Raw genomic sequence first — 13231 nt, 5'->3', positions numbered from 1 at the left:
TTTGTTGCGAGGCCACCGTTCGAGATTCGATCGGACAGCTGGGCTCTCACCCACCATGCTCCAGGGGGCATTTGCGCCCGCTTTCACCCGACCGCGCCCTGCCACTGAAGGCGGCCCCCTCATCGGGGACGGACAATGACCTCACACCCTGGGACGTGGTCACGAGCCACGCCTGCAGGCGCCACACCTCGCTCCGCCAAATAGACGTCCCTAGAGCGGTTCACAATTTGACGGAAGCGTATCCGGCGTTTGCGAAGTAGTTGCTGCATTCGCGGGGGCCTATGGTTGTGACGAGGCTGCCGATTTGGCGCCAGACATCGTCGATGGTGCGCCTTTGAGCCATGCGCATCCAATGTTTGATCTTGGCGAAGGCCTGCTCGATCGGATTGAGGTCCGGCGAGTAGGGCGGCAGGTACCAGAGCCTGGCTCCGGCTGCTCTTATGATCTGTCGCAGCACGGCAGCCTTGTGGCTTCCGAGGTTGTCCATGACGACAATATCGCCGGCCTTCAGTGCGGGAACGAGTTGCTGCTGGACATAGGCTCGGAAGCACTCGCCGTTGATCGGGCCATCGAACACGCAAGGGGCTGTGAGGCCGTCGTGGCGGAGCGCGCCGAGGAAGGTCAGCGTCCGCCAATGACCATGCGGCGCGTAAGCTCGCAGGCGATCGCCCTTGCGTCCCCATCCGCGCAGTGGGGCCATGCTGGTCTTGATCCAGGTTTCGTCGATGAAGACCAAACGCCGTGGATCGAGACCGGCCTGCCAGGATCGCCAGCGCTTTCGTCTGCGGGCGATGTCGGCCCGGGCCTGTTCAAGCGCGAACAGTGTTTTTTTTGAACCGCAGGTCTTCGCGCCGCAGGAACAGCCACACGGCATTGTGCGAGACCTTTACCCCACGCGCGGCAAGTTCGTCCTTCAGCCCATGCAGGGTCAGATGCGGGGTCTGTCTGATGCGCTCCAGGATGAAGGCCCGATGCGGATCGAGCACCGGCTTGCGATATCCACCCATCTTGCTCGGCGACACTGAGCCAGTCGTCCGATAGCGCTGAGACCACTTCACCACCGACGACACCGCCACGCCGAACCGCGAAGCCACCGTCCGGCAGCTCTCACCGTTCCGCACCGCCGCAACGACACGCTCACGCAGATCATTGGACAGAGGTCGGGTCATGAGCTGCTGGCCTCCAACCCAGCCAGCAGCTTGAATCACAATTCGAAGCCCAGCGGAATCCCCAGCGATTCAGAAAAGAAGTGAACCGCTCTAGTCGACGCCCTCAACGAACGAGGCAAATTCGCGTCTACTCGTGATTTGCAAGAATGCAAAGCGAATTTTTGCTGCTTGCGTTACGGCAGAACCGGCCGGCCCTCCGGTCCGATGCGTCCCTTGAAGGCGACATATCCGCCGTCGATCAGAAGGTCCGTCGCGGTGACGAACGAGGCGTCGTCCGATGCGAGATAGGCCGCGCCGGCTGCGATCTCCTCGGGCTCGCCCGGGCGATTGGTCAGATGCGTCGGACCCATGCGGGCCTTGGCCTTGTCCTTGCCGCCCGAGCGCGCGCTGGAGCGTTCGGTCAGGATGAAGCCCGGCGAGATCGTGTTGGCGCGGATGTTGTCGCCGGCATGGTCCATCGCGAGAATTCGCGTGAAGTGGATGAGCGCGGCCTTGGTGGTGCAGTAGGGCGAACGCAACGCGACGCCGAGATGACCGAGCTGCGACGCGATGTTGATGATGCTGCCGCCGCCGGCACGGCGCAGCTCCGGCACTCCGAATTTGCACATCAGGAAGGCGCCGGTGAGATTGACGCCGAGCGCTTCGTTCCACTGCTGAAGCGTCAGCGTCTCCACGGTGCCATCGGGCGTCACCGTTGCGGCCACATTGACCAGCGTGGTCAACCGGCCGAAGGCCGCAATGGCGCGCTTCACCGCTTCCTTAGCGCTTGCTTCGTTCGCCACATCGACGCCGAAACCGCTGGCGCGGCCACCGGCCTCGACCACCGCGCGGGCCGTGGCCTCGGCCTTGGCCGGCTCGAGATCGCCAATCGCGACTGCGGCGCCTTCCGAAGCAAACCGCTTCGCGATCGCGCTGCCGATCTCGCCGCCGCCGCCGGTGATCAGCGCCACTCTTCCGTCAAGCCGTCTTGTCGTCATTTTGCCGCCGCCTGCACGAAGCTGCCGTCGAAGATGGCCGACTTCGGCGGATAAGGTTTCTTCGCAATCCCGATGTCGGCCAATCCGTCGGCCATCTTGTCGTAGGTCGCATCCGGAACGTCGCCGTCGAGGCTGAACAGTTTGAGCTTGGTGACCAGGAAATCATAGGCCTCTGCCGAATCCTGCGGATCCTGCTTGGCGTGCCGCACCAGGATGTCGATCGCCTTGGCCTTGTTCGCCGGATCGTACAGCCACTTCACGGCACGCCGGTAGGTCCGGGCAAAGGCTGTCATGAGATCGCGGTTCTTCGCCGCCCAGGTCATGTTGGCGCCCCACACCGTAAACGGAATGTTCGGTGCGAACGTCGCCGTATCGCCGAGATTGGTCAGCCCTTTGGCCGTCGCCTTGGAGTAGGTCGGCGGGTTGAGGATCGATGCATCGACCGCGCCCGCGAGCAACGCCGAGAAACGGTCGCCCGCGGCCTTGGCATAGACGAAGTCGACATCCGTCGTTTTCAGGCCGGCCGATGCCAGAAACGGCTTGATGTAGATCAGCGTGATGTCGTTCGGCCCGCCGATGCTGACGATCTTGCCCTTGAGATCGGCGATCTGCTTGATCCCGGGCTTGACGAAAACGCCATAGGGCGAGGCGGTGATGTCGCTCAGGATGATCTTTTCATCTGCGCCCTGCATGGCCGCGCGGGCAAAGTCGGGATAGCCGCTATGGGCGACGTTGAGCGAGCCGCCGGCCAGTTGCTGGGCACCGCCGCCGCCGACCGTGATGTAATCCATCTCGATGCCGGCTTCCTTGTGCCAGCCGAACTCATCGGCGATGTATTGCGGCCATTGCGGCGGCCCGTGCGCCACCAGACCCGCCGTGATTTTCGTCTGCGCCTGTGCCGGAGCCGACATCGCGGCAAACAGCGTCGCCGGGCCGAAACATAGGCCTAGACACAGGCATGGGATTTGCAGCCACCGCAGACGAGACATCGAAAATCTCCAGGGACAGCCGGCTGTTCTGCGCCGTGTTCTTGCATAAGCTAACAAAGCAGGCAGGCAAGACCTATACCGATCCGGAGCGGCATCGAGACGCGCCATGCATTTTGGAATCTGGACTCCGCTGCCACACACCATCCGGCCCGAGCCGCGCATGGACCGCGCGCTGGCCGAGATCAAAGCCGTGCCCAATCTGGCCGGGGCGCGCGACGGCACCTTCGAGCACGCCTGCGACGTGGTGCGGCGCGCAGACGAGCTCGGCTTCCACACCACGCTGATCGCCGAGCGCTATCTCGGCCCGGACCTGTCAGCCTGGGTGCTCGCCTCCGCGCTCGCCATGGTGACGAAGCGCATCGAGCTCATGGTCGCGGTGCATCCCGGTATGGTGTCGCCGCAGGTGGTGGCCAAGATGGCCTCGAGTCTCGATCGCATCAGCGGCGGCCGCGCCGCGCTCAACATCGTCAACGGCTGGTGGATGGAGGAGTTCGAGCTGTTCTCAAACGGCACCTGGATCGGCGACAGCGAGCGCTACCCGCGCATGGGAGAGTACATCGCGGTGATCAAGGGGCTGTGGACCGATCCCGATTTCAATTTCGACGGTGCGTTCTACCGCGCCCATGTCCAGGCCGCGATGCAGGGCGCCGACGGCAAGGTGGTGATGCCGGACCCTGGCGATGTGGTCGCAAAGCCCAGCCAACTCCCCCACCCGCCGATCTATGCGGCGAGCCGCGCGCCCGACGGCAAGGCCTTGATCGCGCAATACGGCGACGTCTGGTTCGCCGAATACAAGCCGGGCTTCCGCAACTTTGAAACCAACATCGCGCGCATGGCGGCCGACGTTGCAGCCATGCGCGAGCTTGCCGCCTCGCACGGCCGCAAACTTCGTTTCGCGATCAATCCGCAGATCATCGTGGCTGACAGCCAGGACGAGGCCGAGCGGCAGGCGGAGGACGCCGAACGCAACGCCGTGGCTCTCGACCGCATGGTCAACGCACTCGGCGCCGGCCTGGTCGGCACACCGGAATTCGTCGCCGAGCGGCTGCGACGATACGAAGAGATCGGCATCGATACGATGATGACGCGGTTTACGCCGATGATCGACGGCGTGGAAAAATTCGGCCGCGAGGTGATCCCGCTGGTGAATGTGGAAGCCGCCGCGAAGCTGAAGGCGGTTTAGGCGGCTGCGGCGTTTTACGTTGGCTTGGAAGCACACCCGCGCAACACGAAGGCTGTCGCCCGCGGGTCCATACGGTTACGCATCGAAGAACACTCTTACGACTGCCGTTACCGCACGCGCTCATGGATCGCCGGGCCAAGCCCGGCGATGACACCGCCGTTGTGGCTCGCGGTCACTCATGCCTCGTGGACGATCCGTCCTCCGACCACGGTCGTCTGCGCACGGATATCCTTGATGTCATCCAACCGCGTCGACATCAAATCGCGATCGAGTACGGCGAAATCAGCCAGCATACCGGCGCGCAACGTGCCCTTCTGGTCATCGAATGACAGCCTGGCGCCCTCGCGCGTGAACAGCGGCAGCGCCTCCGCAACCGTCAACCGTTGCCCGGGACCAACAACCTCACCGTTCCGGCATTGCCGCGTTGTCACGTTCCACAGCGGAAAGAACTGGCTGTAGGGCACGTTGTCCGTGCCGATGGCGTTGGGAATGCCCTCGTTGAGGAAGGTTCGGTGCGGTGTGACGAACTCTGCATTACCTGCTTGGGTCGCCAGCCTTGGGCCGCGTTTCCAGAACGTCTTGCTGGGGATGGTCGTCACGTGGACGCCCAGGCGCTTGATCATTGCAGCCTCGGCGGGCTTGACGATCGCCAGATGTTCGATGACCCAGCGCTTCTGCTTGATGTTGAAGCGCTCGTCCGCCTCCGCCCAGATCGCAAGCACCTTGTCGAGATTGTTCGCCGCGATTGAATGCACGCGGAATCCAAGCTCCGCAGCCGTCATCACATAATCACGATATTCGCTCAACGTGTTGGCGTATTCGACGAAGCCGGACCAGCCAGTGTCAGGCAGCGCAGCGAGCGAGGCATCGCGGAAGGCCTTCTCTCCAGACTGACCAATGAAGACGCCGGAGACACGGAGCCAACGATCGCCCAACCCCTGCCCGCTCGCATAGGGAAGCAGATCGCGAAGGTCCCGCATCGCCTGCGCGCTGTTGGTCCAGGTCGGGCTCACAACGAGCGACATTCGCACGCTGAGCTCGCCGCGCTCCCAAAGCGCGCGATAGAGCGCCAGCGTTTCGGGGGACGAGCCGTGCCCCTCATACGCGCTTGTGGTCCCGACCGCGTTGTAGAGCTTCATCGAGGCGCGAATGGCGTCGAGACGCTGCTGCCAGGTGAACTTTGGGACAGCCTTCAGCAGATCGAACTCGACCGTCGGCCGGTCGTTGGTTTCGATGATGAGGCCCGTCGGCTCACCGCTGGCGTCCTTGACGATTTCGACACCAGAGCAGGTCGGCACCGTCGCGGCGGTGATGCCGCTGATGCGCAGCGCCAGACTGTTCAGCGCCGAATAGCCGGGCGGCTCGCCCCAATTGTTGAACGATCCCGAGATATAGACCGGATTGTCCGGCGCGACGCGATCCAGCTCGGACCGCGACGGCATGCGGCGTTCAGTCAGAACCTCGGGGCCGCCGAAGTAATACGGCGGATCGCCGACCGGCATCGTCACGATCCATTCGCCAAGCTTGGCACGCTGAACCGCAGTCCGGATCACATTCAGGATATCGCCGACCGACCGCAGCCCCGCCAATGAAATTCGCTGCTCTTTGAGGGCTTCCCGCTCCATATGCGCATGCGCATCAATGATGCCCGGCAATACGGTACGGCCCGCCAGATCGATCAATCGGGTTTGCGGCCCGCGCAACGACGCGATGTCACCAGCCGCGCCGACGGCAAGGATGCGTTCGCCTTTCACCGCGAGGGCTTGCACCACGGGTTCCGACGGATTCTGCGTCAGGATGTTGCCACCTGAGATGATGAGATCCGCAGAGCGTGAATCGCCAACCGATGCCGACAGCGGCTGCGCGTTCGCGGCGAACGGCCAAGCCGCGGCCGCCGCGCCAAACGCTTTGATGAATTCACGCCGCTTCATGGCTCCTCTCCGTGTCGAGGGCGGCACATCGTAACGCCGATCAAGCGTCGACGAAATTGACCGGCCCTAGGAAATCCCGCTTGCCGACATCGACGCCGTTGTGGCGGAGGATGGCATAGGCCATCGCCAAGTGGAAAAAGGTGTTGGGGATCGTCAACTGCAGCAGGTAGTCCTCGCCGCCGATGACCTTGCCGGGTGCCCATGAGAGTTTGACCTTACGCTCGCTCGCACCGGCGTATTGCGCCTCCTTCATGCTCTCCGCGAGGGCGACGGTCTTGCGGATGCGCGCGCGCAGTTCGTCGACCGTCTGCTCGTTGTCCTCATGCCTGGGCGGACTCTGGCCTGAGAGCCAGGCGGCCGCGGCCTTGACGTAATCGCAGGCGCTTTGGACCTGGTAGATGAAGGGCTGCATGTCGGGCGCGAGGCGGCTCGTCATCAGCACGCCGACGTCGAACTTCTTGGCGGCGGCGTGCTGCTCGGCCTTGTCGAGACAGGTCTCCAGGCACTTCAGGTTCTGAATGCATTGTGAAATCACTGGATGGTACATCGGGGCCATTCGGGTTTCGGAAGAGAAAGCCGATTATCGCCGAACGCGAGCGCTTTGGTACCCCTGGGAACCTTTTCCGGCTGCTCCTATTTGATAAAGACTGCCCCGGGTCGGGCGCGTCCGGCTGGGGCGACTGGAAGCGGTTCAAGACGAGGCCGGAATGGAAGCCCTCTTCATCGGTCAGACCTACATCGACGTCACCTTCATCGCCGATCACATCCCGCAGGGCGACGAGAAGTCCGTGGCCTCGGACTATGCGGTATCATTCGGCGGCAATGCGGTGACCGCGGCCTTCGCCTGCGCCAAGCTCGGCATCAAGCCCGATCTGATCACCACCAACGCCGACGACTGGCTCGGAAACATGTTTCTCGACATGACGGCGAAATACGACGTGCATCTGCATGTGCGGCACGTCACGCGGTCTTCGCTGTCCTTCGTCATGCCCAAGGGCAACAAGCGCGCGATCGTGCGCTGCCGGGACGATGGCTATCTGGAGCCATTCCCCAAACTCGACCTGCAGGGCTGCAGCGCGTTGCATATCGACGGGCATCAGGCCGACGCCGCGCTGTTCTACGCACAGCGTTGCCGCAAGGCCGGCATTCTCACGTCGCTCGACGGCGGCGGATTGCGCTCGAACACTCACGAACTGCTCGCATTCATCGACGTCGCCGTGGTGGCGGAGCGTTTCTGCGAGCAGATGGACAAATCGCCCGAGGACACGCTGAACTATCTCAAGGAGCGCGGCTGCAGGATCGGCGGCGTGACGCTCGGCGAGCTTGGCCTCCTCTGGTACGACGAGAGCGGCACCGTCCAGCTTTCGCCGGCGTTCCCGGTGCCGCATGCGCGCGTGCGCGACACCAGCGGCGCGGGCGACGTTTTCCACGGCGCCTACGTCTATTCGTATCTGCGCAACAAGAGCCAGCGCTGGGAGGAGCATTTCAGCTTTGCCGCGGCGGCGTCCGCGTTCAAGATCCAGCACCTTGGCAACGAGGCCGGGCTTCCGGCCCACAGCGATATCGAACGCGTCATGCAGGAATTCCGCCGGCCGCAGACCGTGACGGAGCGGCCGATTCGCGCCGGCGCCATGCGGTAGTGGCGACTCATCCTTATATAAAGTGTGAGTCCCGGGATTGAGGACGCCGCCTGTTTTGTAGGCTTGAGGGCGTGGCGCCTCGCGAATGTCCAGCCCTGAATCGGTGCTATGCTGCGACGCCAGTTGGCATAAGCTTTGCCAAACCCAACGACGTCCTTCAACCGCACTCATGGAGCACCACCGATGCCGCGACGTCCGCAAAAGCCGAAGCCGCGGAGCCGGCCATCGCCCAAAACCCGCAAATCCGTAAAGGCCAAAAAGCGCGCGACCGCAGCGCCGAAATCGGCGCACGCGCTCGACGATTTCATCGTCTCCGGCGCACGCGCGCTTGGGCTCGCTGTCGACAAAGCCTGGATGCCGGCGGTGCGAACGCATCTCGATATCACGCTGCGCCACGGCGCGACCGTCACGGCCTTTGCCCTGCCCGACGAGGCAGAGCCCGCGCCCGTGTTCAAAGCCTGAGGCCCGCAGCATGGAATGGACCAGCGCCTCGGAGATCGCGCGCCTCGTTCAGAATGGCGAGCGCAGCGCGCTTTCGATCACGGAAGCAGCCCTCACCCGCATCAAGAGCCTCAACAAGACGCTCAACGCCTTCACCGATGTCACGGCCGGGCGTGCGCGGGCCAAGGCTCAAGCCCTGGACAAGGCGCGGAGCGAGGGCCAGCCTCTCGGGCCACTTGCGGGCGTGCCGTTCGCGGTAAAGAACCTGTTCGATGTCGAAGGACTGCCGACCCGCGCCGGCTCCAAGATCAACCGCAAGCACAAGCCTGCCGGGCGCGACGCGACGCTCATTGAACGCCTTGAGGCCGCCGGTGCCGTGCTGGTCGGTGCGCTCAACATGGGCGAATACGCTTACGACTTCACCGGCGAGAACGTGCACGACGGCAATGCGCACAACCCGCACGATATCGCGCACATGACCGGCGGCTCGTCGAGCGGATCGGGCGGCGCCGTTGCGGGCGGACTCGTGCCGCTCGCCCTGGGTTCAGACACCAACGGGTCAATTAGAGTGCCGTCGTCGTTCTGCGGCATCTTCGGGCTGAAGCCCACGTATGGCCGGCTGTCGCGGGCGCGAAGCTTTCCCTTCGTTGCGAGTTTCGACCATCTCGGACCGTTCGCGCGGACGACGAAGGATCTGGCGCTCGCCTACGATGTCATGCAGGGGCCCGACGCCGACGACGCGGCCTGCGCCGATCGTCCGGTTGAGGCCGCGCTGCCGACGCTCAACCACGGCATCGACGGCCTGCGGATCGCGGTCGCGGGCGGCTATTTCCGAAAGGGCGCATCGGCCGAAACGCGCGAGGCGATGAAGCTTGTCACCAAGGCGCTGGGCGTCACCCGCGAGATCGAGATCCCCGAAGCCGAACGCGCGCGGTCGGCCGCTTACGTGATCACCGCGACCGAGGGCGCGGCGCTGCATCTCGAACGCCTGCGCAAGCAGGCGCGCGATTTCGACCCCGCGGTGCGCGACCGGCTCATCGCCGGCGCGCTGGTGCCGGCCGCGCTCGTCAATCAGGCGCAGAAATTCCGGCGCTGGTATCGCGGCGAAGTGCTGAAGCTGTTCGGCGAGGTGGACATCATCCTGGCGCCGGCAACGCCCACCACCGCGCCGAAGATCGGCCAGCAGACATTCGTGCTCGACGGCGTCGAGATGCTGCTGCGGCCGAATATCGGCGTCTACACGCAGCCGATCTCGTTCATCGGTTTGCCGGTGGTGGCAGCACCCATCCCCTTGTCGCCGCTGCCGATCGGGGTGCAGATCATCGCGGCGCCGTGGCGCGAAGATTTGGCATTGCGGGTGGCCGAAAAGCTGGAGCAGAGCGGCGTCGCCGTCGCGCCGAAACCTGAGTTTTAGAGTACTTTCCACAGCGGTAACATCAAACTCCGCCGTCATGCCCGCGCTTGTCGCGGGCATACCGCTTAGGTGAGCACAATGCATCCCTAATCGAGATGGCCGGGACAAGCCCGGCCATGACGATGGTTGGGTTCGCCGCACGAAAAAATATCTAGGCTTTCGCCATGTAGGCGCGCCAGCCGCCGAAGCCGGAAATATCCTGCGCGCCGGTGATCGCTTCGGCCTCGACCAGGAAGCCTTTGACGGCGCTGCCGTCGGCAAGCTTGAGCGTACCGATGGAGAGCGGCGGCGGCACGTTCGCGACGAAGCGGCCGAAAGCTTCGGCGCTCATCGCCCAGGTTTCCAGTTCGATGGCGCTGCCCTGCCCGGCGGCGACGCGCAGCATTCCGGGCCGCCGCGGCGGGCCGCCGGGGAGCGCGAACAGCTTGTAGTCCGGCGCGGTCGAGGTGGCCTGCAACAGCCGCGCGCCGAGATTGCGCAGCTCATGGTTCAGCGGCAGGCCGGAGAGATGCGCGCCGACCACCGCCAGCGCGATTTCGTTTGGCGCGGGTGCCCGCGATAGCGGCGCAAGTGGCGGCTGCGCAAGCTTCAGTGCCCCGAGCGGCAGCGCGGTGTCGGCATGGAACACGCGGCCGATCGAGGCGAGGAACGCATCGTGCCCGCCGGGCGCCAGCAGCGTCACGCCCGATGGCACGCCGTCGCCACGCATCGCGGCCGGCAGCGCCAGGCCGCAGAGATCGAGCAGATTGACGAAGTTGGTGTAGGTGCCGAGCCGGCTGTTGAGCCCGATCGGATCGGCCAGCACCTGCTGCACGGTGTAGACCGTCGGCGCGGTCGGCAGCAGCAGCGCGTCGATGCCGCCGAAGATCGCGTCGCGGACGCGGCGCAGCTCTTCGAGCTCGTAATAGGCCGCGAACGTATCCGCCGCGGTCGGCCGCGCGCCGTCGAGGATGATCTTGCGCGTCACCGGATGGATGGCATCCGGCGACGACGCGAGCAGCGATTTAATCGCGAGATAACGTTCGGCGACCCACGGGCCTTCGTAGAGGAGCCGCGCGGTCTCGTAGAGCGGCTCGATATCGGTCTCGATAATCGTCGCGCCAAGCGCGGCGAAGCGTTCGATGGCCTTCATATAAATCCCGGCCGCCACCTGATCGCCGAAGAACAGCCGCTGCGAGGCGATCGGCACGCCAAGCCGGATGCTCTGTCCCATCGCCCCGGGCGCCCCGAGCGGGCGCGGCCGCGAATAGGGATCGGCCTTGTCGGACCCGGCCATGACGGCAAGCGCGGTCCAGGCGTCGTCGGTCGTGAGCGCGAACACCGAAACGCAATCGAGCGTGCGGCACGCCGGCACCACGCCCGCGGTCGAGACGAGGCCAAGGCTCGGCTTCAGCCCGACGATGTTGTTCAGCCCGGCCGGCACGCGGCCGGAGCCCGCGGTGTCGGTGCCGAGCGCAAGCGGCACGATGCCGGCCGCGACCGCCACCGCCGAGCCGGAGCTCGAGCCACCCGGGATGACAGCCGGATCGAACGGATTGCGCGGCACGCCGTAGGGCGAGCGCACGCCGACCAGACCCGTCGCGAACTGATCGAGATTGGTCTTGCCGATGACGATGGCGCCCGCTGCGCGCAGCCGCGCCACCGCGGTCGAGTCGTGGGCGGGCTTATGCGAGAACGCCGGACAGGCCACGGTGGTCGGAAGACCTCCGGCGTCGATGTTGTCCTTGATCGCGACCGGCACACCGAACAACGGACGGTCAGCATGTGTCTTGGCAATCGCATCGGCCTCGGCCAGCGCCTCGGCCTCGTCGCGCACACTGATGAACAGCGCGGGATCGTCGTACGCGCGCAGCCGCGCATAACTGCGCGCGACGGTTTCGCGTGGCGTCAGCCTTCCGGCGCGGTGCGCGGCAACGATCGCGTCGACGGTCTCAGCCAAGAAAGCCCCACCTCTCTCACGCGATCAGCCCTCCGCGAGGGCGCTCTGCCGCAGTTCAGCCTTGGCGATCTTCCCGGTCGGCGTCATCGGGAAGGCCGCCACGCTCTTGATGGTAAGCGGCGCGAGATCGTAAGTCACGAGCGGCACGATCGCCTGCTTGAGCTTCGCGAGATCGACCGCGCCGTTGGTGGTCGTAATGTAGGCAACCGGCCGCTGGCCGAGCTTGTTATCAGGCAGCGCCACCACCGCGGCCTCCTTGACACCATCTTGCGTGCACAGCGCCTCTTCGACGTCACGCGGAAACCAGGTGCGGCCATCGACCTTGATCAGTTCGGCGAAGCGCCCGCGCATGGTGATATAGCCGTCGCGGTCCATGGAGCCGGCGTCGCCCGAGTGCAGCCAGCCGCCGCGCAGCGCCTCGGCAGTCTTGTCGGGCTTGCCCCAGTAGCACTCCATGAAACCGCCGCGCAGGCACACTTCGCCGACCTCGCCGATCGGACATTCGGTGCCGTCGGCGTCCAGAATTCGGACCTCCTTGTCAGGGAGCGGCCGCCCAGCCGCGCCGAACTTCTCGTCGGACGCGAGGACCGGATCGCCCAGCGCCATGAAGCCGCCGAGCTCGCTCTGGCCGTAGCTTTCGGCGAGCGGCATTTTCCATTCGTCGCGCAAGGCGCGCTTCAGCGTCGGCGGCACCGGCGCGCCGCCGGACACCGTGAGCCGCAGGCGCTGCGGCATGCGTCCGCGCGTCCGCGATTCCAGCAGCAGTTCGGCGAGCAATGTGGGATTGGCGACCAGAATGGTCGACGCCGTCTTGTCGAGTGCGTCCCAGCCGGAGCTTTGCGTCCAGCGGCCCATCACGTTGACGGTCACGCCACGATGCAGCGGCGGCAGGAGATTGCCGACCAGCTGATAGGAACTGGAAAGCGCGGTCGGCCCGAACGACACATCATCGCCGGTGATGCGCAGCCGCTCGGCGATGCAGTTCGCCGCCCGCATGGTCGGCTCGTGCATGAGGCACGCGCCCTTGGGCTTTCCGGTGGTGCCCGACGTATAAGACAGATGCGCGATCGCGCTCTCGTCGGCCGGATCGGGCGGCGGCATCAGCTTGGCGCTGAGCAAGGCCGGCAGGCTTTCGGCGCCGGGCTGTGGACCGTCCATGCAGACCAGCGCACGGATGGTCTTCACGCTTGCCGCGGCACGCTTCACCGGCTCCGCCATGTCGTGGGTGTAGATCACGACGCTGGGCTCGTGGTCGGCGAAGTAATAGTCGAGCTCGTCGGCAAAGCGGATGTTGACCAGCGCCGCGATGGCGCCGATGCGCCAGCAGGCGAACAGACCAAGCAAGTAGTCCATGCCGTTGTGGGCGAAGATCGTGACGCGGTCGCCCTTGCGCACGCCGAGCTGATGCAGCGCGCCCGCGAAATGCTCCATCTCCACCGCGGCCTGGCTGAAGGTCAGCGTGCGGTCGCGGTCGACCCAGCGAAACGCGATCTTGTCGGGATTGCGCGCCGCCCCGTCATAGAGAAGCTGATGCATCAACATGAGAGG

General features: G+C 65.1%; 11 protein-coding genes. 4 read left to right on the top strand and 7 right to left on the bottom strand.

Going from position 1 to position 13231, the window contains the following annotated elements:
* Nucleotides 1–220 precede the first annotated feature (220 nt).
* The 3 genes from RHPLAN_RS38350 to RHPLAN_RS12035 all read right to left on the bottom strand — a co-directional run bounded on the left by RHPLAN_RS38350 (nt 221) and on the right by RHPLAN_RS12035 (nt 3135).
* Nucleotides 221–1169, bottom strand: a protein-coding gene (locus RHPLAN_RS38350; protein WP_157099989.1) for an IS630 family transposase whose coding sequence is annotated in 2 segments (ribosomal slippage) — nt 221–832 and nt 834–1169 — 948 coding nt in all. Because the reading frame shifts where the segments join, the coding sequence is not laid out codon by codon here.
* 173 nt (nt 1170–1342) lie between these two features.
* Complete coding sequence (locus tag RHPLAN_RS12040) at nt 1343–2146, bottom strand: SDR family NAD(P)-dependent oxidoreductase (RefSeq protein WP_084244761.1); 804 nt, start codon at nt 2144–2146, stop codon at nt 1343–1345.
* Nucleotides 2143–3135, bottom strand: coding sequence for an ABC transporter substrate-binding protein (locus tag RHPLAN_RS12035; RefSeq protein WP_198164868.1), 993 nt, complete (start codon nt 3133–3135; stop codon nt 2143–2145). The genes RHPLAN_RS12040 and RHPLAN_RS12035 overlap by 4 nt, the downstream gene beginning before the upstream one ends.
* A 106-nt stretch (nt 3136–3241) precedes the next feature.
* Between RHPLAN_RS12035 and RHPLAN_RS12030 the strand changes: the two genes are divergently transcribed.
* Nucleotides 3242–4318, top strand: a complete 1077-nt coding sequence (locus RHPLAN_RS12030; RefSeq protein WP_068017845.1) for an LLM class flavin-dependent oxidoreductase — start codon at nt 3242–3244, stop codon at nt 4316–4318.
* A 176-nt stretch (nt 4319–4494) separates the two neighbouring features.
* Here the strand turns inward: RHPLAN_RS12030 and RHPLAN_RS12025 are convergent, their stop codons facing one another.
* Together RHPLAN_RS12025 and RHPLAN_RS12020 are read right to left on the bottom strand one after the other, a co-directional pair.
* Nucleotides 4495–6249 (bottom strand): amidohydrolase, encoded by a 1755-nt coding sequence (locus RHPLAN_RS12025; RefSeq protein ID WP_237180120.1) that lies wholly within the window; start codon nt 6247–6249, stop codon nt 4495–4497.
* Between the two features lie 40 nt (nt 6250–6289).
* Nucleotides 6290–6796 carry a DUF1993 domain-containing protein gene (locus RHPLAN_RS12020; protein ID WP_068017843.1) on the bottom strand — a complete coding sequence of 169 codons (507 nt, stop codon included), beginning with the start codon at nt 6794–6796 and terminating at the stop codon, nt 6290–6292.
* A gap of 160 nt (nt 6797–6956) precedes the next feature.
* Here RHPLAN_RS12020 and RHPLAN_RS12015 point away from each other — a divergent pair, with 160 nt between their 5' ends.
* The 3 genes from RHPLAN_RS12015 to RHPLAN_RS12005 all read left to right on the top strand — a co-directional run bounded on the left by RHPLAN_RS12015 (nt 6957) and on the right by RHPLAN_RS12005 (nt 9744).
* A complete protein-coding gene (locus RHPLAN_RS12015; RefSeq protein ID WP_068017840.1) occupies nt 6957–7889 on the top strand; it encodes a sugar kinase in 933 nt (310 codons plus the stop codon).
* Between the two features lie 183 nt (nt 7890–8072).
* A complete protein-coding gene (locus RHPLAN_RS40935; RefSeq protein ID WP_068017837.1) occupies nt 8073–8351 on the top strand; it encodes a DUF4089 domain-containing protein in 279 nt (92 codons plus the stop codon).
* A gap of 10 nt (nt 8352–8361) precedes the next feature.
* A complete protein-coding gene (locus RHPLAN_RS12005) occupies nt 8362–9744 on the top strand; it encodes an AtzE family amidohydrolase (protein WP_068017834.1) in 1383 nt (460 codons plus the stop codon).
* Nucleotides 9745–9895: 151 nt separating this feature from the next.
* Here RHPLAN_RS12005 and atzF read toward each other — a convergent pair whose 3' ends face one another.
* Both atzF and RHPLAN_RS11995 read right to left on the bottom strand, forming a co-directional pair.
* Nucleotides 9896–11683: an allophanate hydrolase gene (gene atzF, locus RHPLAN_RS12000; RefSeq protein ID WP_068017830.1), complete on the bottom strand. Its 1788-nt coding sequence runs from the start codon at nt 11681–11683 to the stop codon at nt 9896–9898.
* Nucleotides 11684–11707: 24 nt separating this feature from the next.
* Complete coding sequence (locus tag RHPLAN_RS11995; protein WP_068017828.1) at nt 11708–13225, bottom strand: class I adenylate-forming enzyme family protein; 1518 nt, start codon at nt 13223–13225, stop codon at nt 11708–11710.
* Nucleotides 13226–13231: the final 6 nt, after the last annotated feature.

Source organism: Rhodoplanes sp. Z2-YC6860 (assembly GCF_001579845.1).
Taxonomy (GTDB): Bacteria; Pseudomonadota; Alphaproteobacteria; order Rhizobiales; family Xanthobacteraceae; genus Z2-YC6860.
The sequence above is the reverse complement of the archived record's forward strand: the minus strand, read 5'-3'. Positions and strand labels throughout refer to the sequence as shown.

Coding starts and splice junctions, on each gene's coding strand:
- RHPLAN_RS12015 (WP_068017840.1), top strand. CDS start 6,957: ATGGAAGCCCTCTTCATCGGTCAGACCTACATCGACGTCACCTTCATC.
- RHPLAN_RS12035 (WP_198164868.1), bottom strand. CDS start 3,135: ATGTCTCGTCTGCGGTGGCTGCAAATCCCATGCCTGTGTCTAGGCCTA.
- RHPLAN_RS12025 (WP_237180120.1), bottom strand. CDS start 6,249: ATGAAGCGGCGTGAATTCATCAAAGCGTTTGGCGCGGCGGCCGCGGCT.
- RHPLAN_RS40935 (WP_068017837.1), top strand. CDS start 8,073: ATGCCGCGACGTCCGCAAAAGCCGAAGCCGCGGAGCCGGCCATCGCCC.
- RHPLAN_RS12040 (WP_084244761.1), bottom strand. CDS start 2,146: ATGACGACAAGACGGCTTGACGGAAGAGTGGCGCTGATCACCGGCGGC.
- RHPLAN_RS11995 (WP_068017828.1), bottom strand. CDS start 13,225: ATGTTGATGCATCAGCTTCTCTATGACGGGGCGGCGCGCAATCCCGAC.
- RHPLAN_RS12020 (WP_068017843.1), bottom strand. CDS start 6,796: ATGTACCATCCAGTGATTTCACAATGCATTCAGAACCTGAAGTGCCTG.
- RHPLAN_RS12005 (WP_068017834.1), top strand. CDS start 8,362: ATGGAATGGACCAGCGCCTCGGAGATCGCGCGCCTCGTTCAGAATGGC.
- RHPLAN_RS12030 (WP_068017845.1), top strand. CDS start 3,242: ATGCATTTTGGAATCTGGACTCCGCTGCCACACACCATCCGGCCCGAG.